This window comes from Calothrix sp. PCC 7507, from assembly GCF_000316575.1.
Lineage (GTDB): Bacteria > Cyanobacteriota > Cyanobacteriia > Cyanobacteriales > Nostocaceae > Fortiea.
In genome coordinates this window covers 6,976,819-6,998,573 of sequence record NC_019682.1, presented here as the reverse complement: position 1 = coordinate 6,998,573, position 21,755 = coordinate 6,976,819, and the positions used below count along the sequence as shown (strand labels likewise).

The 21,755-nt window shown below is 42.7% G+C and carries 18 protein-coding genes; 10 read left to right on the top strand and 8 right to left on the bottom strand.

The features are described from left to right. Positions 1-159: 159 nt before the first annotated feature. Both CAL7507_RS29900 and CAL7507_RS29895 read right to left on the bottom strand, forming a co-directional pair. Entirely contained in the window at positions 160-1,659 is a 1,500-nt protein-coding gene (locus CAL7507_RS29900; protein ID WP_015132229.1) for an MBOAT family protein, read from the bottom strand. Positions 1,660-1,770: 111 nt separating this feature from the next. Beyond that, positions 1,771-4,794 (bottom strand): hypothetical protein, encoded by a 3,024-nt coding sequence (locus tag CAL7507_RS29895; protein WP_015132228.1) that lies wholly within the window; start codon positions 4,792-4,794, stop codon positions 1,771-1,773. Between the two features lie 215 nt (positions 4,795-5,009). On the opposite strand from CAL7507_RS29895, the gene CAL7507_RS29890 reads away from it, so the two are divergent. From CAL7507_RS29890 to CAL7507_RS29880, 3 genes are all read left to right on the top strand, one after another. After that, positions 5,010-5,246, top strand: a complete 237-nt coding sequence (locus CAL7507_RS29890) for a hypothetical protein (RefSeq protein WP_015132227.1) — start codon at positions 5,010-5,012, stop codon at positions 5,244-5,246. Positions 5,247-5,348: 102 nt separating this feature from the next. Next, positions 5,349-8,432, top strand: coding sequence for a phosphoenolpyruvate carboxylase (ppc, locus tag CAL7507_RS29885; RefSeq protein WP_015132226.1), 3,084 nt, complete (start codon positions 5,349-5,351; stop codon positions 8,430-8,432). A gap of 98 nt (positions 8,433-8,530) precedes the next feature. After that, complete coding sequence (locus CAL7507_RS29880; RefSeq protein WP_015132225.1) at positions 8,531-8,785, top strand: hypothetical protein; 255 nt, start codon at positions 8,531-8,533, stop codon at positions 8,783-8,785. A gap of 43 nt (positions 8,786-8,828) precedes the next feature. Here the strand turns inward: CAL7507_RS29880 and CAL7507_RS29875 are convergent, their stop codons facing one another. Next, on the bottom strand, positions 8,829-9,212 hold the full coding sequence (locus CAL7507_RS29875) for a hypothetical protein (RefSeq protein ID WP_015132224.1): 384 nt from the start codon (positions 9,210-9,212) through the stop codon (positions 8,829-8,831). Between the two features lie 326 nt (positions 9,213-9,538). Between CAL7507_RS29875 and CAL7507_RS29870 the strand changes: the two genes are divergently transcribed. The 5 genes from CAL7507_RS29870 to CAL7507_RS29855 all read left to right on the top strand — a co-directional run bounded on the left by CAL7507_RS29870 (position 9,539) and on the right by CAL7507_RS29855 (position 12,386). Further along, entirely contained in the window at positions 9,539-9,835 is a 297-nt protein-coding gene (locus CAL7507_RS29870; RefSeq protein WP_042342591.1) for a DUF4090 family protein, read from the top strand. 260 nt (positions 9,836-10,095) lie between these two features. Then, entirely contained in the window at positions 10,096-10,374 is a 279-nt protein-coding gene (locus CAL7507_RS33335; RefSeq protein WP_042341480.1) for a recombinase family protein, read from the top strand. 63 nt (positions 10,375-10,437) lie between these two features. Continuing rightward, positions 10,438-10,719: a recombinase family protein gene (locus CAL7507_RS33330; protein ID WP_369750824.1), complete on the top strand. Its 282-nt coding sequence runs from the start codon at positions 10,438-10,440 to the stop codon at positions 10,717-10,719. Next, entirely contained in the window at positions 10,604-11,770 is a 1,167-nt protein-coding gene (locus CAL7507_RS29865; RefSeq protein ID WP_236557017.1) for a transposase, read from the top strand. Before CAL7507_RS33330 ends, CAL7507_RS29865 begins: the two co-directional genes overlap by 116 nt. 319 nt (positions 11,771-12,089) lie before the next feature. Then, the gene (locus CAL7507_RS29855) at positions 12,090-12,386 is read left to right on the top strand and encodes a hypothetical protein (protein ID WP_015132221.1); all 297 of its coding nucleotides are present in this window, start codon (positions 12,090-12,092) and stop codon (positions 12,384-12,386) included. A gap of 366 nt (positions 12,387-12,752) precedes the next feature. Here CAL7507_RS29855 and CAL7507_RS29850 read toward each other — a convergent pair whose 3' ends face one another. After that, positions 12,753-14,198: a DUF3370 domain-containing protein gene (locus tag CAL7507_RS29850; RefSeq protein ID WP_015132220.1), complete on the bottom strand. Its 1,446-nt coding sequence runs from the start codon at positions 14,196-14,198 to the stop codon at positions 12,753-12,755. Positions 14,199-15,135: 937 nt separating this feature from the next. On the opposite strand from CAL7507_RS29850, the gene CAL7507_RS29845 reads away from it, so the two are divergent. Further along, entirely contained in the window at positions 15,136-18,279 is a 3,144-nt protein-coding gene (locus CAL7507_RS29845) for a hypothetical protein (protein ID WP_015132219.1), read from the top strand. Positions 18,280-18,428: 149 nt separating this feature from the next. Here the strand turns inward: CAL7507_RS29845 and CAL7507_RS29840 are convergent, their stop codons facing one another. The 4 genes from CAL7507_RS29840 to CAL7507_RS29825 all read right to left on the bottom strand — a co-directional run bounded on the left by CAL7507_RS29840 (position 18,429) and on the right by CAL7507_RS29825 (position 20,666). Next, positions 18,429-18,656, bottom strand: a complete 228-nt coding sequence (locus CAL7507_RS29840; RefSeq protein WP_042341678.1) for a hypothetical protein — start codon at positions 18,654-18,656, stop codon at positions 18,429-18,431. A 24-nt stretch (positions 18,657-18,680) separates the two neighbouring features. Further along, positions 18,681-19,112, bottom strand: a complete 432-nt coding sequence (locus CAL7507_RS29835; RefSeq protein ID WP_015132218.1) for an NUDIX hydrolase — start codon at positions 19,110-19,112, stop codon at positions 18,681-18,683. An 8-nt stretch (positions 19,113-19,120) separates the two neighbouring features. After that, positions 19,121-19,573 carry a DUF3531 family protein gene (locus CAL7507_RS29830; RefSeq protein WP_015132217.1) on the bottom strand — a complete coding sequence of 151 codons (453 nt, stop codon included), beginning with the start codon at positions 19,571-19,573 and terminating at the stop codon, positions 19,121-19,123. Positions 19,574-19,754: 181 nt separating this feature from the next. Continuing rightward, on the bottom strand, positions 19,755-20,666 hold the full coding sequence (locus tag CAL7507_RS29825; protein WP_015132216.1) for a Sll0314/Alr1548 family TPR repeat-containing protein: 912 nt from the start codon (positions 20,664-20,666) through the stop codon (positions 19,755-19,757). A 405-nt stretch (positions 20,667-21,071) separates the two neighbouring features. Between CAL7507_RS29825 and CAL7507_RS29820 the strand changes: the two genes are divergently transcribed. After that, complete coding sequence (locus CAL7507_RS29820) at positions 21,072-21,746, top strand: ABC transporter ATP-binding protein (protein WP_015132215.1); 675 nt, start codon at positions 21,072-21,074, stop codon at positions 21,744-21,746. Positions 21,747-21,755 lie beyond the last annotated feature (9 nt).

Here is a 21,755-nt window from a genome sequence, read left to right as displayed (position 1 = left end):
GCTATGGGTTATTAAAAATGAATCAGGTGAAATTACTTTCTTTCCTGTATTACTAAACTTAACATGACTTTAAGTTAAATTATTTATTTTTCAGTTTATTTATTTCTCAGTGACGATTAGATTTACTTATATTTTTTTTTGACTGTAGACGATGACTTTCTAAAAATCAAAGTAAATGTAGGGCAAACTACCTTCAGGGGCTAATAGCCAAACTGCGTATAAACAGAAAGGCACAAAGACCAGCTTAACGGGCCAGTTGAATTCTACTTTTAGCCGACCATGAAAGAGATAGGCTGTGGCCATAAGGGCGGCTAAAGCACCTAGCATCCAAGCAAGTTGGTATTGACTTATATTTAAAGCCTCTACATACACCTTCTGAGCAAATTGAGCATCAGCATTCCGTCCCCAGAGGTGCTGAAATACCAAAGAGGAATCTTGGAGGTTTGGTAAGCGGAACCAGATCCAAGAGGTAAAAACCATCAGTTGGGTTAACAACCAAGCTATAACTACACCTAGAGGGTTTTGCCAGAAGTTTTCTAGACGCTCAAAGCGATCGCTGATTGCATCTGTCAGTCTATGCGCCACTAAAGCTAACCCGTGGAATATGCCCCAAACAATAAAACCCCAAGCCGATCCGTGCCAAATACCAGCGATTAGCATGACAACCAATAGATTCCAGCAGGTACGCATCAATCCCTGGCGGGAACCACCCAAGGGAAAGTAAATATAGTTACGTAACCAATCTCCGAGAGTGATGTGCCAACGTCGCCAGAAGTCGGCAATACTAGTACTAAAGTAGGGAAAGTCAAAATTGTTAGGTAAAACTAAGCCGAAAAGCAAAGCACTACCACGGGCAATGTCTACGTAACCGTTGAAATCCAAATAAAGCTGTAAGCCATAGGCAAATGTGGCTAACCAGAGATCAGTGCTACCTGCTCTTTGGAGATTACCAAAACATAAATCAACAAAAATTCCCAGGTGATCTGCCAAAATCCCTTTTTTGACTGCACCTCTAGAAATTAACCACAGTCCTTCTGCCACTTTATCAGTAGTAGGGAATTGCAGTGTATTAAACTGAGCCGCTAAGTGATGATAGCGGGTAATTGGGCCTGAAATCAATTTGGCAAAAAATAGCTTGTATGCCGCAAATTTGAGAAATTGCTCAGAAGCAGGCGCACCGCGATAGACATCAATTAGGTAGGAAATGCACTCAAAGGTAAAAAATGAAATCCCCAAAGGTGCAATCAATTTAAAAGCGCTATTAGGTGATTCTGTTGACAAATTAACAGCAAAATTTAAGACATGATGCAGATATTTAAAGCCTAGTAGTAGCAATACATTCAGAGTTACGCCTAGCCACAACAGCTTCAAGCGGCGAAGATTCCAGTCAACTTGGGCAAATTGCCACTCTTCGTTAGAAGTTCGCCAGTCAACAGTATGTTTTCCTGGTGCAGTATTTTTCCCTATTTCTAAGCCCAAACGAAAGTTAATAAAAGTAAGTGCTAGGAGTAATGGTATATATTGAATATTTAAAGATCCATAGAATACAAGGCTAGCAATTAATAGCGTCCACAAGCGCAATTTCTGTTGTGCTAAAGACCAATAAATTCCCAATACACTCAGCAAAAATAGTCCGTAGAAAATTGATATAAAGTTCATTTGTCAAGGGTCAAGAGTCAAGGTGGACGGTGAGCGTAGTCGAACCGTCAAGAGTCAAACTGTCAAGAGTCAAGGGTCAAGAGTCATTAATTATCTCTCCCCTATCTCCTTTTACTTTGTAGGCCAAGAGATCATAGGGTCTTTAGCGAGTTTTTTCGAGACTTCATAGGCACCGAAGCGGTTGAGATGGCTGGGGTCAGAGAAGTATTGATTTGCTTTGGGCCATATTTGGCTGAAATTCCGGTAGATAAAGTTGGGACTGGCAGATAAACCCAACATGTATTGTTGAAATTCTTGCTCATATTGTTGACGTATTGGGTCTAGATATTCTGCCGTCAGAGGCATGTTGACAAATACTAGAGTAATTTTCCGAGACTCGGTAAACTGGATTAATGATTGCAAGGCAGTATCCTGCTCTCCTCCTACGAGGAAAGATTGATAGTCATTATCGTAATTGCCCGAAACTTTGGGGTGTTTTTGATAATATCTAGAGGGGTTGAAGCGGATAGATAAAGGTAGGAAGCCATCAAAGTCAACTGCTTGTAAGTAAGTATCCTCCTCGGAATTAGTAGTTGTGAGCTTCGTCTTAGATTCGACTTTCAAAGAATTCTGGTTGGCGAAAGGCAAAGCATTTAGTTGTTTGAGCAAGAGAGTTTTGATCTGATCGCGGTTTTTGTAGCTAACAGAAACAGCAGCCAAAGCTTGATTTATCGACTGATTGACAGCTTCATAGCTGGTAATCTCTTTCTTCTCCTGTTTGATTTTTTCTTCACCAGATGTACTGGCAGAATTTTTAGACAAGCCCTCATGACTACTATTTGCCAGTGATTTTTGTAACACCTGCTTATAGCCTGCTGAGGCAGCGATCGCTTTAAATGTGATATCCTCACGGCCACTGTTGAAAGCACGGGAACCATCTGCCCAAAGAATGAGTTTTGGCAGTTCAGATGGTTTTAGCACACGACAGATGACAAAGTCTACAACTTGTGCTGTAGCACCGTTAATCCCCAAGTTGAATACATCAATATTTTTATAGCCTTGAGTCGCCAATGTTTGAGAAAGTGCCGCTGGATCGACACCTCTGAGGGCGCGAGAGGAGCCAATAATCAGTACCTGTGGAGGAGTCCCAGTTTTGGCTAGACGTTGCTTATACAGGGCGATTTGCTCGTCTAACTGTCTAGCATTAAAGCTCGGCATTTGCGATCGCGCTGCTAATAAAATAGCTGTTGCAGTTGCCTTTTCTTTCAGTGGCGCGGCCGTTAAATTTGTTGCCTGGGTGTCATCACTTTGAGTAAAACCAGAAGCATTGAATACAGAATTCTTATTTGGCGGCGATTTGGGTTTGGAAGTATCAGTAAAAAATGCTGTCCTCTGATTCTGATTTTCCTGAGACTTTAAAGATGGTTTTGGCTGAGATGGGGTTGAGACACTAGCGACTTTTGGCGGACTTTGTTGAGTACGGGTAACAATTTGACCCAACACCCAATCAGTTTGCAGGGTCAGTAATAACCCCAGTGTACCCCATACTAATGCTACCTTGACACCTTGGGTATCGGCGATTGACTCTGCTGAGGCGTCAATTTCTGTAAATAGCTGCGTTCTTAATAAGAACTTTTTCGTTTTTGTTCTCGCTGTTGTCACCCAGTCCCGTGCAACTTCCTTGATGAAGGTTTGCACTTCCTCGGTTGTGAGGTCAGGGCGTAAGATTGGCTCACTAGTCTCGGTGGCTACAAGGTCATTTATATAAATAGCCGTAGCCGCAAATTCTGGAGTAGCCTCTGGTACTAAACGTTGACGCTGCTCAAAGTCCTCGCCGTGATGCCAAAAAGGTTCTTTGTTACCAGCCCGACGACCGTAAACACGTACCCCTAAAATATGGGGAATTTTTAATTGGCGGATAAACTGAGTAACTTTACTGGCAACTTGTTTACTGGTTGGGCAAACAGGTGCATCACACATGATGTGCAATAAATCACCTTTTTGTAGCAGAAGTACGCGAATTCCACCTGTTTTGAGTCGCCGTTCCAAGTCAGGATTAAGTAGACGCTCCAGTAAAAAATTGATGGCTGGTTCATCGCCAGATGTGGCTAACTCCAGGGGCGATGGGGCGAGTGCAGGATGCTCCTTTGCAGGTAAAACTAACCAGTCCACCCAAGCTGGTTGCTTGTCGGCGGTTTTTTGCCCGTAGACGGTAGCGGCGAGAATGCCTTGAGGGGCGATCGCTTCTAGTTGGGATAGGATTGTCTGTAAGCACAGCGTCTTATCTGGGGCTGGGGCAGTTTCTAAGGGGTCAAAACCTGGCTTGCAGAAGATATGTAGGGTTGACTCTTGCAGAGAGGCTTGGACGGCAACCTTGAATTCAGATAATACCCCAGTTAATAAACGGGCGATCGCTTGCACATCCCCCCAACGCGCCCATTCTTTGAGCATCACCTCTGGTGGTGTCAAGTCAACCCGCATTTGCCAATCAGGTTGCGTTTCCCCACTGACTTGGGAAACAATTACGGCATCCTGATAACCCGAAAGCTTGAGATGACGTAACTTTTGGGCTATCGGCTCTCCTAACAATGCCGGATCAGGGCTATAGCCAGACTGACAAAATACCCATAGGCGATTTGCAGATGGGAGGTCATTCTGTGTAGACTGTTGCGGCGTAACTTTTACACGTACCGCCACACCAAAAGTACTCAGAGTTTCACCCAGATAGCGGGCGATCGCCTCTAAATTTCCTTGCCGTGCCAAACTTTCATTAGAGACAATCAGCGAGCCGCCTGATTGTCCGGATTTTTCCCCGTCTTCTAGTAAGGCTTGACGCACCTGCTCCAAATGCCGATCCAGTTGATTTAAGTCAACCCGATGACACCATTGGGGACGCGGCTCCTCTTTTTTTCGGCCGTAGACAAATACTTGGTATATTGAAGGTTGTTCACCTGTTAAGACTTGCAGGTCTGTTTGTTGTAGTGCTTGCAGTAAGTCGGATAGAGTGCGCCAACGTTGTGGACATTCCAAACCTTCACAAAGAATGTGTAAGTCGTTTCCTCGCAACTGGACTTTCACCCCGAAAGTGTTAATCCCTGTTGCTTGGCTTACCCATTGCACTATGGATTTTTGGCGATCTAGTAATGCTGTTTTCATGGGCAGTTAACTTTACAGGAAGCGGATATTGGGGGATAGGGCCTGCACTTGTAAACTAGAACCATAGGTTTATCACACCCTGAAGATTGTTTTTAACACTTTTGTTACCTTATTCGCTGACGAAATAGATCGAGATTGTCTTGTACAGTTGCAAGCTATGCTGATATTGAGTTTTCTGTTTATTTTACTCATCTGCAAACAACCAAGAATTAGCAATGTCTCCTGTCACTCAAACATCCTCATCTCACCCTGAATTAAATCTGTTTTTGTTTAGCATTCCCCAATCTTTGCTTTTACAAATAGGTACAGCGTCTATATTACTGCTGCTCACCACAGCGCAAGCCACTACTAGAGCGATGGAAGCTGTCGGACAAGCAAGTGAAGAATTGTTTCGGGGCGATCGCTTACCCATCCTCAACTTCCCGGACGATCAAGAATCAAGTAACAGTTAAAAATTTTACTGTAACAAATGTTTTACTCCGGGTAAATCCCAGGGGTAACAATGGCAAAACCTAAGATTGTCAACAATAATTGGCTTTACAAGCATAAAGAATATGAGTTCCCTGTTATACTCTTTATCTCAGGCTGCTAATATCTATCCCACCTCCGAATTATTTTTACGGCATCGGCTGCAAATAGTGGAGGAGTTGTGGGAGTCGGTTCTGCGGCAAGAATGCGGTCAAAAGATGGTAGATCTGTTGCGGCAACTACGCGATCTATGTTCGCCAGAAGGACAAGCCACTGATGACCAAGCTTCCTCGGCTGTCAAGTTGATTGAACAACTCAACATCAATGAAGCAATTCGGGCAGCTCGTGCTTTTGCTTTATATTTTCAGCTGATTAATATCATAGAGCAGGAATATGAACAACGGCAGCAATTGACTCGTTATTCTGAATTGGAGGCAGCAGCAGCAGAGCCGGAAAGTCTACCCAATATCAGTTATTCATCGAATAAAGGCGAAGACGACGCACCCGTTAACGGCGCACTAGCAGCAGATATGCTGGCGAAGAATTGGATTAGCAAACAGAAAGAAAAGCAGAAAGGTACTTTTTCGGCTTTGTTCCCCCATTTATTTAAGTTGAACGTACCACCCCAGCAAATTCAACGCCTGATAGCGCAGTTGGATGTGCGTTTGGTGTTTACAGCCCACCCCACAGAAATTGTCCGTCACACCATCCGCGATAAGCAGCGCCAGGTAGTCACACTCTTGCAGCATCTGGATACGGCAGAAAACCGCACCGGTAACACAATCGGAGGTTATCCTTGGGAAGCGGCAGAACTCAGAGAAAAATTACTGGAAGAAATCCGTCTGTGGTGGCGCACGGATGAACTCCATCAGTTTAAACCGACGGTGTTGGATGAAGTAGACTACGCTTTGCACTACTTCCAAGAAGTTCTATTTGATGGGATTCCCCAACTTTATCAACGCTTCAAATATTCTCTGAATAAAACCTTTCCTTGGCTAGAACCGCCACAGAAAAATTTCTGCTCTTTTGGTTCTTGGGTAGGTTCAGACAGAGATGGGAATCCATCAGTGACACCAGAAACAACTTGGCAGACGGCTTGCTATCAGCGCAAAATGGTTCTGGAAAGATATGTTCAGTCAGTGAAAAAGCTGATTGAGTTATTGAGTGTATCAATGCACTGGAGTGATGTACTACCAGACTTGTTAGAATCCCTGGAGTTGGATCAGTCCCAATTGAGTGAAGTATATGATGCATTGGCGCTGCGTTATCGCCAAGAACCCTACCGTCTGAAATTGTCTTATGTACTCAGAAGGTTGGAAAATACACGCGATCGCAATTTAGCTTTGTATAAGCGAGAAACTCCCAAAAATGAAGGCACTCCCATGTATCGTTCGGGAGCCGATTTTCTCACGGAACTGCGGTTAATCCATCGCAATTTGACCGAAACAGGTTTAAGCTGTCGGGAACTAGAAAATCTCATTAGCCAGGTAGAAATTTTTGGCTTTGATCTGACACAGTTGGATATTCGCCAAGAATCATCCCGCCACGCCGATGCACTCAATGAGATTCTGGAATACCTGCAAGTATTACCCCAACCTTATAACGAATTATCGGAAGCACAGCGAGTAGCTTGGCTGACAGGAGAACTGCAAACCCGTCGTCCCTTAATTCCGGCGGAATTGCCATTCTCGGAAAAAACCAACGATGTGATTCAAACCTTCCGCATCGTGCGATCGCTACAACAAGAGTTTGGTGTCAACATCTGCCAGACTTATATAATTAGCATGTGCCGCGAAGTCAGCGACGTGCTAGAAGTATTGCTGTTAGCCAAAGAAGCGAGACTTTTTGATCCGGCGATCGCAGTTGGGACAATTCAAGTTGTACCCTTGTTTGAAACGGTAGAAGACTTACAACGCTCCAGAAGCGTCATGCGTCAACTGTTTGAGCTACCGTTATATCGTGCTTTATTAGCTGGTGGCTACGAAGTCATTAAGGCCCGTAAAGAAAACATCCCCCCCTCTTCCCCTCTCCCTATCTCCCCCGCCTTTTCACCCCTCACCCCTGACTTGCAAGAAATCATGTTGGGGTATTCTGACAGCAACAAAGACTCTGGTTTTTTAAGCAGCAACTGGGAAATTCATAAAGCGCAAAAATCCCTCCAACAAACCGCAGAGGATTACGATCTCAACGTGCGAATTTTCCACGGGCGCGGTGGTTCTGTGGGACGTGGTGGGGGGCCGGCTTACGAGGCTATTTTGGCTCAACCAGGTCACAGTATTAATGGACGGATCAAAATCACAGAACAAGGGGAAGTTTTAGCTTCCAAATACTCCTTGCTGGATTTAGCTTTATACAATCTGGAAACTATCACCACTGCAGTCATTCAAGCTAGCTTGCTGCGGACAGGGTTTGACGATATTCAACCCTGGAATGAGATTATGGAGGAGTTAGCAGCGCGATCGCGGACTCATTATCGCGCTTTAATTTATGACCAGCCAGATTTTATCGACTTTTTCCACCAAGTCACTCCCATAGAAGAAATTAGCCAGCTGCAAATTAGCTCTCGTCCAGCGCGTCGTCCATCAGGTAAAAAAGATTTAACCAGTCTCAGAGCTATTCCTTGGGTATTTAGCTGGACACAAACCCGGTTTTTGCTGCCTTCTTGGTACGGTGTTGGCACAGCTTTGCAAGAGTTCTTAAATGAAGAACCAGAAGAACATCTGAAGTTACTCAGCTACTTTTACATCAAGTGGCCCTTCTTCAAAATGGTGATTTCCAAAGCAGAAATGACCTTAGCCAAAGTAGACATGCAAATGGCACGTCACTACGTCCAAGAACTATCCAACCCTGAAGATTTACCTAGGTTTGAAAAGGTTTTTGAGCAAATCGCCAGTGAATTCTATCTCACTAGAGATTTAGTGTTAAAAATCACTGGCCATAATCGACTGTTAGATGGTGATCCTGTCTTACAGCGTTCAGTCCAGTTACGCAATGGCACAATTGTCCCTTTAGGATTCATCCAAGTTTCCTTACTCAAACGCCTCCGCCAATCCCGCAACACTACTTCCACCTCTGGGGTTATCCACTCCCGTTACAGCAAAGGCGAGTTATTGCGAGGCGCATTGTTAACCATTAACGGGATTGCTGCAGGGATGAGAAATACTGGTTGATGGACTTCGGCTTTGCTCAGTTGACGGTTGACGGTTGACGGTTGACTGTTGACTGGGGAATGGGTAAGAAATAACTTATTATCAATAACAAATGACCAATGACAAAAAAACCAATTTTAATTTGCACCTTTTTAGCCCTAACATCGGGATTTTTTGGTAGTTACATCGGTGGGCAAATCGCCCTGATGGTTCATCGCCAGAAGTGTCAAAATCAGCCTTGGGGCTTCAAGGAGGTGTGCAACGCTTGGGTAACGCCAGGGGCGCTATGGCAAGGTAGCACCACAGGATTGTGGACAGGTACGGTGTTGGGTGCGGTTGTTGGCGGTTTAGCAACACGTCAAGTTCGTGATTAGTCAACAATCATCAGTTAACAGTTAACAGTCAACAGTCAACAAGTTAACTGTCAAAAGCAGTGGGTGTTTGCAAATGACTTAGGGTTTTCCAAGAACTAGTACTAGTATCAAAACAGCGCCAGGTTCCCCCAGCATTTTCTTGGTAGCAGAATAAAGTGCGATCGCTACCATTAAGGCAGTCAGTTAAAAAATACACCATACCTCGAAAAGGATAGGTTTTGCGGCTGAGGCGCTTGGCTACTGCTTGATTGGGACATTCGACAACGAAAACTGGTTCATCATCTAGGTAAGCCAAAGAGAAGATACACATCCGCAAAATGGCTCTGAGCCAACTTTCAGAGTTGTCAAAGTAATCATCTATGATTTTGTTAGTCAGCGCTTGTTCGAGAGTGCGGTCTTGATTTTGAGGGGTTTGGGCATCAGACATAGCATCACCATATTGCTACACCGTTGGTTTGAGATTAAACCAAAATCTGGAAAAGTGACAAGTTATGCAAATACATTCCACGCAATCAGCCGGAAAATCAGCTTCTCACAGTGGAAAAGCAAATAAGTAGCGAGTAGCGAGTCCTCAGTGAGATTCTCCACTCAGCACTTTCAAGTCAAAGGTTGTTCTTTGGTGTCAGCATGGCTGGTAAAATAGACTCCTTGCAGTATTCGGGGAATAGTGAAGCAGAAAAGGACAAAATTACCTTTCTCTTTAGCCTTTTCCTAACTCTTGCAAGAAATTTTATAGATATAGAGGAAATTGCTATGACTGCGGAAACTAATCAAGCAACCACAGGTGCTGATGCTATTGATGAAGCGATCGCTTCTGGAATCGATTTTGACGGTTCCCCTATTCCATCCGCCAAGCTAGAACTCTATACCAAAGTCATGGCGCTAGAAGCGAATAGACAGCGTAGCGGCGTATCAAATACTATGCGATCGCGCATTGTCCGGATTGGTGCAAAACATATTCCCCAAGGAGAACTCGATCAATTGCTCGTAGGTGCTGGATTTGCTCCTTTGAAAGAGAAAGAAATTGCTTTTTTCTACGGCGGTAAGTAGGTGAACTGCCCCGCCATAAGACGGACGGGGTTTACCAATTCATCGGGCATAGCTGCCAGGACTCCGTAGTTCTATTGGTCTTACATTCTCTTCCAGGGCAGGAGTCCTGATTCCCGAAACCCAAACCTTTTACCCTGAGTGTACCCCTGCTACTAAGCAAGCTACGCGTAGCGTCTCGCAGAGAAGCCGAAGGGCTAGTCAATAGCTAGTTATTTGCTAACAATAGCTAACATAAAATAACAAATGGGTTCTATAGTGGTATGGCTTACGTACCACTACGAGAGGCAGTTAAAAAACTCGGACTGCACCCAAACACACTAAGGAAGTATGCAGACAATGGGAAAATCCAAAGCATCAAAAACGAAGCAGGGCAAAGACTCTTTGATGTCGAGTCCTATTTTCGCGGTGCAGTTAGAACTTCCCTTATTTGCTACTGCCGAGTCAGTTCAACCAAACAGCGAGACGACCTTGGTAGACAAATTGCTTATATGCAGTCACTCTACCCAGATGCCGAAATCAGACGCTCCTTACGTCGCTAACGCTTCGCTATCAAAGATATCGGCAGTGGAATCAACTTTAAACGCAAAGGACTGCAAACCTTATTGGACAGACTTATGCAAGGAGATAAGCTCACGCTTATTATTGCCTGTCGTGACCGACTCGCAAGGTTTGGATTTGAGCTTATTCAGTACATGGTCGAGCAAAACGGTGGACAAATCGTGGTTCTCGACAACACTGTACACTGCCCCGAATCAGAGCTTACCTCGGATCTTCTCTCCATCCTCCACGTCTTCTCTTGTCGGATGCACGGCAGGGGAAAGTACAGTAAAAAAATCAAAGAAGATCCGGATCTTCCTCACGGCAATACAGAGACAGACTCTTAAGCAGTGGTTCGGTGTATCTAGATTTGTCTACAACACTACCGTCAAGTTACTGCAAGATTCTAGCATCAAGGCTAACTGGAAAGCGATTAAAACCGACATATTAAATGGATTACCAGAGTGGAGTAAATCAGTCCCTTATCAGATTAAGTCAATCGCTATCAAAGATGCCTGTAAATCTGTCAGCAGCGCCAAGAAAAAATTTAAAAATGGTGGTGGCATTAGCAAGGTTAGATTTAGGTCAAGAAAAGACCCTGTACAATCTTGCTACATCCCCAAGTCTGCGGTAAAAGACTTAGGAATTTACCACACTATATTAGGTGAGGCAACATTCAAAGAAGCCTTGCCACAAAGCTTTGGTGACTGTCGTTTAGTATTTGCTTATCGTGACTACTATCTGACGGTTCCAGAGAATGTGCCACGACAAAAGTCTGATAACCAAGGACGTGTTGTGGCACTCGACCCCGGTATCAGGACGTTTATCACATTCTTTTCTGAGTCTAGTTTTGGCGAAATTGGGGCATCTGCTAACTTGCAAGTTCAGAAGCTATGTTTCCGTTTAGATAAGTTGATTTCTAAGCTAACCAAAGCTAAATGCAAACAGAAAAAAAGAATGAAACTTGCAGCAAGTTCACTGCGAGGTAAAATCAAAAACCTTGTAGACGAACTGCACAAGAAAACTGCTCGGTTTTTGGTTGATAACTTTGACATTATTTTACTACCAACTTTTGAAACATCCCAGATGTCCAAAAAGGCAAAACGACGAATTAGGTCAAAGTCAGTACGCCAGATGTTAACACTTTCTCACTACCGGTTTAAGCAGTTTCTTAAACACAAAGTTTTTGAAACTGGCAAGGTAGTAATGGATGTCAACGAGGCATATACATCAAAAACAGTCAGTTGGACTGGCGAAATAATCCACAAACTTGGTGGTGCTAAATTCGTCAAGTCTCCATCTGACGGGCGGGTGATGCCGAGGGATCTCAATGGTGCGCGAGGGATTTTCCTTCGTGCATTGGTTGATACGCCCTCTCTTAAAGAGTGTATTTGTTAATGAATGTTAGCAAAAAGGTATCGGTTGTCCTACAACATATACTTATTACTTTGATTTTCGCTGTCTTGAAAATTTTGCTCAAGGTGGGGAACCCGCGCACGCAACTTTTCGCTTATGGCATTGCTGAAGACACTGGACATAATACCAGAAAAAGTGGGGAAACACTCATACATCCACATTTGATTTTCTGCTGTGCAGAAAATCAAATGTGGGTTATTTTTATGCCATTTTGGCCACAAACGTCCCAGAAAAACAGGTAAATTTTAATTAATCTCAAAATATAACTCAACATATTTGATCACAGATAATTGCTTCTTTTATGAAGCCTTTGATTGAATTTCCCGTCAAACTTCTGCGGAATAAAACCTTCATGAATATGATCAAAAGTGACAATCTACCTGCTGGGTTTGAATTGTTATCAAATGAGGAATCTTTTCTTGGTGACTTAACCGATGATGGTGATTTTCTGTCTGATGGCAGAAGTGAAGAACTCTACCATCAGACAGAACTTGATATTGTCGAAAGTATATCGTCCATATATCAACCCAAACCAAAATATTGGTTACAAAGAACTGTACATATCAAAGCTGCAATAGGACTAGTATTTGATTATTGAACAGATACGTACGGGAGCCAGTCGCACAGGAAGGGTTTCTCGACTTGAGCGTAGACGCGGAGCGGCTTCTCGTAAAGTACTGGCATTGCGTTAACAGTGAGAGTAGGGCATCAAATCCCTAATAATGGTGCTGTACTCTCGCAGCTAACGCACCCTACTGGACTGACACAGCTAAAATGTTGCATTAGAAATAAACAGAAAATATCGATTTATATTAATAACATCAACAATCTATTGCATTATTTTAGTCGTGTCGTTCTACTACTGGACTGTCTAGACTAAATTTGTGCAAAAATCAAACCGGATTCCTAATAGATCAATCTGGCTGGATTTCTAAGCTTATTTGCGTGGTTAGGCAAATCGGTGTCAAAGCGTTCTTACAGTCAGCACTTGGGGTGGTGTGGAATCTGGTGGATAAATTAAATCCACTTGCACCGTTTGCTGAGTTGATGGTGGTAGCACAACTTGCAATAATGGCTCTAAAACCTGACCGGTTCTGTGCCATAAATGCACATAGCGCGTCTTGTTTTTTCCTTGATCATCGATATAGCGTAGGCGTACCGTACCACGGAAAAAAGGAAAATCGAGCGATGGTTGGCGGAAGCGTAGACTACCTTGGGATAATTTGTCTTCCTTTAAAGGTGTTTCTAGGGTGACAGTTACTTTCTGGGGTTGCTTGGTATTGTTGCTTAAAGGCAAGCTGAGATTATATTCCACTCCATAATTACCGTGCGCTTCATAGGCGGTATCTGGATAACGTACTAGCATCTTTGCTGTTTGAATTTGTCCACTACCCAATCGCCCACCCTTGAGGGTGTCTAAAGCATAAGAAATTGCTTGACCAGGTTGGGGAATTGTGAGAGTTTTAGCTTGGGCATTATCCACAAGTTTCGCTTTCCACTGGGAACCTTGAGATACACCTGCTACACGCCCATAAATCAGCTTCCCGCTAACAGCGTCTGGAGGGGTAGGGGTTTTATCTCTTGGCCCTGCAAAAGTGCCATCATTTAGTAAAGCTTGCCATTCTGTGAGAGTAGGCGATCGCTCGCTACCATCAGCATTTTTTTTAGCAAACATTGCTAAACTAGCTGCATAAACGCGATCGCTACTACGCAGCCGCATAAAGCTAGAACGCCCATTAACAGGCTTTTCCAGATTTTTGACAGGAATGGGATGATTTAACAACAATCGGCTTTGTCCTGGGGGAATTACCAATTTTGCCGGAAAATCAGCTTGGCGAATTCCTCTGAGGACATCACTCACAGCGCGATCGCCTGGCCCCGAATAAGCCTTACCATCATTATTATCAATGTATGGCGCTAATGTCACAAAAGGCGCATCCTGCATTAAATAACTCGCCGCCTGTAAAACATCTACCGTGACTGGTTTTTTACCAGGGTTAGACACAATCACGCCCAAGTATAGTGTCTGCAAATCCTTGGGAGTATGGGTGTAGTGATGGGCAAATAAGTCAAAACGCCCCTGAAAAGGAAAATTTAGGTGCGCCGCTGGGATTTTTTTCCCACTAGGTGGAAAGGTAGAAAGTAAAATCTCCTCAGTTTTAATCCATTCTGGACTGTTGCTATTAAACACAGGTACTGTATCTAATTTGCCAGGTAAAGCCCTAACTTCCCCGGCTTGGATGATTTCTTGTGGCCCTAGCTTGGGAGAATTTTGAGCAACGACTGTGGAAGAATTTTGATAGGCAATTGAGTTAAAATTTGCGTATCCCAGACTTTGAGAAATGGCAAGTCCTAATAAAAATAACCATAGAAGTGTAATTATTTGATTTGGTGGCTGATTAGGCGACATGAGTATTTATTCTTCAGAAGCTCGTAGTATCAAAGATGACTAGTTATCACTACAAGTTCCTGGAAGGGCATTTCTGAAATATGATTCACGATAATAATATTACTTATAATCCAATACAGTTCAGTTAGAGCCAAAAACTTTAAACTGCGTAGGTTGGTTTGAGGCTTTGCGTAGACGCGGATCTGCTTCCCTCAGGGTAACCCAACATATCCAATATTTCTCCTTATTAGTACCTTCTTATTACTCCTTAGTAGTAGGGGTAAATGCTTATTTACAAAGTGGTTACGACTTTCAATATATTTAGCCAGCTTTAGATTAGCTTCTCATCAATCTCTGGGAATAACTTTGTCTTTATCAAGGGTGATATTACAAGTTTCGCGAAAAATACTATAGAGGTTAAAAAATAGAAGTATATTTTATTTAATTAAAAGGTATTAATGAACATGTTTAACTAACTTAGGTTTCTGATATATATCGATTAGGCTGACTTAAACATTAGAGGATGTTTGAAAACTATTAGGCGAATAGAATTCGCCTGGTGAGTAATAAATTAGACTTTTCAAACAACCTCTTATCTTTAGTGCTATAAACTATTCACAAAAAAGGCTATAAACTATTCACAAAAAATAAAGGTTCAGTAATTTTGTAGTCTTGAGCAAGACTACAAAATTACTACAAACGCTATATTAATATAAGACTTTTTTGTGATGAAGGCTAGATTTAATTACTACTTTCGATTAAGTATTAAAATGATTGAATCAATCCTCGGAGAGAGGGTTTATATCAACTGAATTTTGTAAATTAGATAAAGCAAATAGTAAAAAGTTTTAGGCGAATGGATTTTCCTTTGCATGATACATTTATCCCTAGATTCAGCAACGCCTTCTTTTTTTATGCAAGTGGCAATGTCTAATTAAGATCGAAGGAGGAAAATAGAATGTTTACAATTGTGAATTTTACACTGTTTGGTTTAACACCGATGACAATAACTCAGGAAGTTTTAACACCAGAACAAGCATCACTTGTTTTTTCTGGGCCAAAATTTTTGGTGGCGTTGCTTGCTGGCATATTAATGGCATTTGCCTTTCAATTGCTATTAACAAATTTCTCGGTAGCTATAGGAATTTCAGCTTTAGGTGGTAGCTCAAGTTCTGATGAATCTGAAAGCTTGGGCGGAACGATTCGCAAAGTTGAAACAGCCGTCGGTCTTTGGGCGCTTGTTACCGCAACTATCGCCTTATTTGGCGCTTGCTTTTTAGCAGTGAAACTCAGCTTAATTGACAGTGCGCTTTTAGGAGCAATTATCGGTGTAGTCATTTGGTCTGCCTATTTCACAGTCATTATGTGGTTAGGTTCGAGTGCAGTCGGCTCCTTGATTGGTTCTGTTGTTAGTACCGTTAATAGTGGTATGCAAGGAATCATGGGTACAGCAACTGCGGCTTTGGGTGCTAATGCTGCTAAAAGTCAGATAGTTTCCACAGCTGAAGAAATCACCGCCGCCGTTCGTCGGGAAATCACATCAGGTTTTGACCCAGATGGTATCAAAAATGCATTACAGAGTTCTTTATCTGGTGTACAGTTACCGCAGCTGGATACTAAACAAATCGGCTCTCAATTTCAGAAGCTGCTCAAGGAGGGAGACTTACAATCAATTGCTGATAGTGACTTACTAAAAAATGTTAATCGCCAGACTTTTGTTGATTTAATTAGCTCTCGCACAGACTTTTCCAAGTCAGATATCAATGGGATTGCAGACCAATTGCAAGATGCTTGGAACCAAGTTGTGAAAGGATCAAATCCCACCGACAAAGTAATTAATTTACTTCAACAAGCATCTCCAGAAGAATTACAACCTGAAAAACTAGTTGAAAAAATTCAGCAATTAGCAACAGTCGGGGGTGGAAATGGTAAGCAAAGCAATGGAATAGTTAAGCAAGCTATTGAACTTGGCTTAGGTGCGGCTTTACCTGCGGTGTTGAAGCGGGTTGACTTTGCCCAAATAGATGTAGAAAAAGTTACTCAACAGCTACAAAAATTGTCAGGGAAAGTTCAGGATGTAGATGTCGATAAAATTACACAGCAGTTGCAACAACTTAAAGACCAAGCAACTCAGCAAGCAAGTAAGATTGGTAGTTCTGTAGCTCAGAAATTACCTGCACTTCCGAATAATACTGTCAAGGCAGATATAGAAGAATACATCTTAAATTCTTTCCCTTGGCATTTTAACCGCATCACAATCCAAGATGAATTTAAAGAAGTCATCTATGACCAGAATGCTAACCCAGGAAATGTCAGACGGGAATTGGAGGAATTAACAAGAGAGTATTTTGCTAACTTGCTCAAGCAACGGGAAGATATCAACGAAGCAAAAGTCAAAGAAATTTCCGAACAAATGGAAAGCATTCGCACGGAAGTTTTAGAAACTGCCAAGCAGGCAGATACAGCAGAAAAATCACAAAATCTTCGCACCCGTCTAGAAGATTATCTGCGTTCAACTGGGAAGGAAGAACTCAACCCACAAGGTATTGAGAGGGACTTAACGAAGTTGCTAGAAGACCCAGAAGCCGGTATTGAAGATTTAAGTCAGAGATTTTCGGAAATTGACCGCGATACTTTGGTGACGTTATTGGCTGACCGCGAAGATATCTCAGAAGAGGAAGCTAATAATATTGTTGGTCAATTTGAGCGTACTCGTGATAATGTCTTAGTCCAAGCAAAAGAACTCCAAGAGCAAGCAGCAGCAAAAGCTGATGAGTTGCGGCAAAGGGTAGAAGAGTATCTGCGGAATACTAATAAAGAAGAACTCAATCCTGAAGGCATTAAACGAGATTTTAAGACTTTGCTGGAAGACCCGCAAGCCGGAATCTCCGCCTTAAAAGGAAGATTATCCCAATTTGATCGCGATACATTAGTAAAATTACTGAGTCAGCGCCAAGATTTGAGCGAGGAGCAGGTAAACCAAAGCATCGACCAGTTGCTCACAGTAAAAGATAACGTTTTGCAAGCTCCGCAAAAAGCCGCCGAGACAGCAAAACAGCAGTACGAAAAAACCACGAGTACGATTAGTGAATATCTCCGCAATACCAACCTGGAAGAACTCAACCCAGAAGGTATTCAACAAGATTTGCAAAAATTATTGGCTGACCCCAAAGAGGGCGCTGATGCATTCAGAGAGCGGCTTTCACAAGTAGACCGAGAAACTTTAGTCAAGCTGCTGACGCAACGGGGAGATTTGAGCGAGGAGCAAGTAAACCGCACCATCGACTCAACACAACAAGCTATCAATAAGATTGTCAAAGCACCGCAGCGCTTGGCAAACCGCGCGAGTGAAAAAGCGCAGGAGTTTGAAGCTTATCTAGAAAACTATCTGCGTAACACTAATAAAGAAGAACTCAACCCGGATAGTATCAAGCGCGATTTGCAATTGTTGCTGTCTTCTCCCCGTGCTGGTGTGTCTTCTTTAGGTGAGCGTGCTTCTAAATTCGACCGTTCTACACTGGTGGCTTTGTTGTCACAACGTGAGGATATTTCAGAAGAAGAAGCTAACCGGATTGTGGAGCAAATCGATTCTGTGCGTAACTCGATTGTTGAACAATATCAGCAGATTCAGCAAAGGGTGCAATCGGCACTTGATGGTATTTTCGGCTCAATTCGCAACTACCTCAACTCACTGGAGCGTCCTGAACTCAATTATGAATGTATGCAGCAAGATTTTGCGAAAGTGTTTGACGATCCGCAAGCTGGATTTGAGGCTTTGCGCGATCGCCTATCTTCTTTCGACCGTGATACCCTAGTTGCTATCCTCAGTTCGCGTGAAGATATTTCCGAAGCGCAAGCTAACAAGATTATTGACAAAATCGAAGGCACACGGGATGGCGTACTCCATCAAGCCGAACGTATTCAGCAAGAAACTCAAAAACGCCTGAATGCAATCAAAGAGCAAGCACAAAAACAAGCAGTTGAAACCAAAAAAACTGTCGCAGGTGCTGCTTGGTGGTTGTTTAACACAGCTTTTGTTTCTTTGGCGGCTTCAGCTATCGCCGGAGCTTTTGCTGTATCAGGTTTTGACCTATTTGGTTAAAGGTTCTACGAGTTCATAGTAAAGCCTCTCTTTTGAGAGGCTTTCTTATTTACGCTCATATAGGACATTAAGTGATACCAATTTAAAAAAAGAATGCGACAGATGGAATGAGCAGAAGCTTATACAGTAGCTCTCTGACAATCCAAAATCTATCTTTGAAAGTCTGAGCGCCGGAAGCCGGCGCTCAGACTTTCTGCAAAATCTAAAATCCAAAATGGTATGAGAATGCGCTTGTGATTCGTATTAAATATCTGGTTTTGCAGCGATCGAGCGACCATACCCGCTAAAACTCCGCCTAAAATTGGGAAAACGATGAAGATCCAAAGGTCAGCCAATGCCCAACCGCGAGTAAAAATAGCCGTGGCTAGCGATCGCATCTCATTATTCTCTAGTTACAAACTCTATAAATAATCAAAAAACACCTCTGGTACTAACCTCAATTCTCCCGACTTAAACCGGGCAATATCTATCCATAGCGCCCGATGTTTATGATTATTTGACTCCGAAAATGTTAAGCTTTCTAATTGATAAAACTTAGACTCAGCAAAATCACATTGATAAAGCTGAATAATTTCGTGTCCCTGTCTACCATTGAAAGTAAACAGGTTTTCTATACAACCTAGATAGCGAATATTCGTTAAGTCTGCTTGAATTTCTTCTTGAAATTCTCGTTGTAAAGCTGCAATGCTGGTTTCACCAAAGTCAACTCCACCACCTAAAGCGCGATAAAATGTATTTTTTGTTATAGGGTCGTAACCTTCAGAGACAAATAAGCGTTCGCTATCACGAATTAGCCCTAAAACTATTACCCGAATTTCACCTGCTTTGTTCATTTTTGTAACTAATTATCGTAAAAAGAGTGGGAGTTATTTTCGCTGTCCTCGACGGGCCAATCTGCATTTTCGCCGCCAATATACAGTTGTTCGATAGTGACGTATTCTTCACTTAGCTGTGTGAGTCCATTAATTAAAATATCCAGGGATATAGCATCACTGGTTCCTAAGTCAAACCAACAACGTCCCCACTCACCTTCATACTCAAATTCACCCATGTTGTGCATCAGCGCTAGCAAGCTTTTTTTATATCCTTGGCTGTCATAGTCGAAATAGCTGATATCAAGTCCTGTATCTTGTACCTGGAGATTTTCTGCATTAAATGCACCCAACTTACCCAGATAAAACCAGGAGTTGAAAACCTCTTCTACATATTGTCTTTCGCGTGCCGAAGGAATGGTGCTGAACTTCAACCAAATCCACACATCAAAAGGATTAATCTCGCGAAATATAATATCCATTGTTGTTAAATATCTCAATTACTAAGTAGGTCGGTGCAAATAAAGCTAACTAGAGAGGGTTGTCATTGGTTATTGGTCATTTGTCATTGGTGAGGCTATGGAACTAACATATCAAGTTTGGGCATGGGGTATGGGGCACAGATGAATAGGTGTTCACTAATGACAAACGACACATGACTAATTATCCACCAAGACTGTTTAGGCTGTTAGCAGCACGGTTGCGTTCGCTTTCAATTTGTTTTACTAGATCGGTTGGTAGTTGGGATTTTTTAGTCAAAGCTTTGTCAAAATTAGCGATCGCTTCTTTGATCAATGGTTGGCTATTCTCTTTTTTCCCCTGTTCTTGGAGGATTTGGGCTTTGAGATAATATATCTCTGGGTTATCAGATGTCGATTTTAAAGCACGGTTGGCATAATCTAGTGCTTGAGAGTATTTCTTTAAATCCCGATAGGCGAGGGCAATACCCCGATCAGCTAAATACTGAGGTGCAGCATTTTTTTCTAACCGTTCAATTGCCTGATCTGGGTTAGAAAAAGGTAAATTCACAGCTAGCAACAAATCCATATAGCCTTTGATTAAATTTAATTCTGGATCGTTGGCAGAAATTGCTTCGGCTTTGTCCATATATTCATAGACTTGGCGCAGCTTGCCTAAAGCTTTTGATGCACCGTTTGCACCTTCACGAGTAATAATTACAGATCCTTCTAAAAAATTACCGATCGCAGTGTATAGATTACCTCGTAATGGGTCACTAGCAATCAGTTTTTGTCCGGTTTCCAGGGTTTTTTTGCTGTATGTGTCTAGTGCAGCCATATCCTTATTCGTGTATGCTAGGGATGCTCTCATGGCATAGGCTAGAGGTTCATTTGGTTCACTGGATAGCGCTTGTTTGAGATAACTCTCTGCGGCTGGATAGTTTCCCTGTTGGAAAATCGCTTTAAAAGCTGCTTCAGTTTTGTCGCCAATTTTGCGAGGTTCGCTAGCACGAAAGGGATCGCCAGCGAGGGAGGGACTAATAGATAAATTAAAGGCGATCGCACTTACTAAAGTCGCTTTACCCAGGTTAGCAAGTCGAGAATATAGTTTAGTCATTGTCACCTTCAGAATAATTGCGGTTGAAAAAGTTGTTTATGTTACTTAGAATGCAAAAAATGGTTAGCTGAGACTGACATCTATTTCAGCCAGAATTTTCTATACAAGTTGACTTGGGTAATTATTACAGGTTCCCACACTCTTTGTACCCACTGTTCAGGAAGGAAGTCTGCCACAATGGAAAACAGTCCCTAGACATACAGCAGCGGATCGCAAGGATAGGTTAGTTTTTTCCTGAGTGTCAAATCCTTGTGGAAAAAGACTTATAAGTTTGGGAAGTCGATAATTATTGCTGTGAGATTAAAGTTTGAATGCAGGCTGTGCTATGTGAGTGTTTTCGGAATTTTTCAGTTGCTCTGTGTGTAGTTAATCAGTTATTCGCCAACTTTTTGGTAATCTTAACAAATGCTCTATCTTAGAAATCTAACTTATCACCCCACATCCTGCCCAACAGCAATTCTCAAATCAATTAACTTGGAATTAGCACCCCAACAGCTAGGTTTGATTATTGGTCCGAGTGGTTCTGGCAAAAGTACCTTACTAGAAATTTTATCGGGACTCGCCGAACCTACATCTGGCGCAGCCTTCTGGCGGGAACAAGAACTCATAGCTGAACAGCTACAACAATTAGCTGGGATAGTGTTTCAGTTTCCAGAGCGGCATTTTTGTGGTGGTACAATTTTAGAAGAATTGCGTTTAGGGCATCCTGAGTTAGGGTCAGAACGTGTAAGAGAGGCACTCAGTGAAGTGGGATTAGAGCATCTATCACTCTCCGCAGCCCCCTGTGCGTTGAGTGGTGGTCAACAGCGGCGTTTAGCTTTAGCGGTGCAATTAATTCGCCAGCCAAATTTATTGTTATTAGATGAACCCACGGCGGGATTAGATTGGTCAATGCGTCGGCAGCTGGTAAATTTATTAGCGAAGCTTAAACAAGATTGGACGCTGTTAGTAGTGACACACGATGCTGGAGATTTGTTAGCGATCGCAGATCGTTGTTGGACACTCAACCACGGTGAACTAGAAGCAGTTGACCCGGAGACACTAAGCGCTAGGGTGAAAGAACCTCTACCGATGGTGTGAGTGGGGAAG

Excerpts from the sequence above, each read along its gene's own strand:
- CAL7507_RS29900 (WP_015132229.1), bottom strand. The coding sequence starts at position 1,659 with ATGAACTTTATATCAATTTTCTACGGACTATTTTTGCTGAGTGTATTG.
- CAL7507_RS29895 (WP_015132228.1), bottom strand. The coding sequence starts at position 4,794 with ATGAAAACAGCATTACTAGATCGCCAAAAATCCATAGTGCAATGGGTA.
- CAL7507_RS29890 (WP_015132227.1), top strand. The coding sequence starts at position 5,010 with ATGTCTCCTGTCACTCAAACATCCTCATCTCACCCTGAATTAAATCTG.
- ppc (WP_015132226.1), top strand. The coding sequence starts at position 5,349 with ATGAGTTCCCTGTTATACTCTTTATCTCAGGCTGCTAATATCTATCCC.
- CAL7507_RS29880 (WP_015132225.1), top strand. The coding sequence starts at position 8,531 with ATGACAAAAAAACCAATTTTAATTTGCACCTTTTTAGCCCTAACATCG.
- CAL7507_RS29875 (WP_015132224.1), bottom strand. The coding sequence starts at position 9,212 with ATGTCTGATGCCCAAACCCCTCAAAATCAAGACCGCACTCTCGAACAA.
- CAL7507_RS29870 (WP_042342591.1), top strand. The coding sequence starts at position 9,539 with ATGACTGCGGAAACTAATCAAGCAACCACAGGTGCTGATGCTATTGAT.
- CAL7507_RS33335 (WP_042341480.1), top strand. The coding sequence starts at position 10,096 with ATGGCTTACGTACCACTACGAGAGGCAGTTAAAAAACTCGGACTGCAC.
- CAL7507_RS29855 (WP_015132221.1), top strand. The coding sequence starts at position 12,090 with ATGAAGCCTTTGATTGAATTTCCCGTCAAACTTCTGCGGAATAAAACC.
- CAL7507_RS29850 (WP_015132220.1), bottom strand. The coding sequence starts at position 14,198 with ATGTCGCCTAATCAGCCACCAAATCAAATAATTACACTTCTATGGTTA.
- CAL7507_RS29845 (WP_015132219.1), top strand. The coding sequence starts at position 15,136 with ATGTTTACAATTGTGAATTTTACACTGTTTGGTTTAACACCGATGACA.
- CAL7507_RS29840 (WP_042341678.1), bottom strand. The coding sequence starts at position 18,656 with ATGCGATCGCTAGCCACGGCTATTTTTACTCGCGGTTGGGCATTGGCT.
- CAL7507_RS29835 (WP_015132218.1), bottom strand. The coding sequence starts at position 19,112 with ATGAACAAAGCAGGTGAAATTCGGGTAATAGTTTTAGGGCTAATTCGT.
- CAL7507_RS29830 (WP_015132217.1), bottom strand. The coding sequence starts at position 19,573 with ATGGATATTATATTTCGCGAGATTAATCCTTTTGATGTGTGGATTTGG.
- CAL7507_RS29825 (WP_015132216.1), bottom strand. The coding sequence starts at position 20,666 with ATGACTAAACTATATTCTCGACTTGCTAACCTGGGTAAAGCGACTTTA.
- CAL7507_RS29820 (WP_015132215.1), top strand. The coding sequence starts at position 21,072 with ATGCTCTATCTTAGAAATCTAACTTATCACCCCACATCCTGCCCAACA.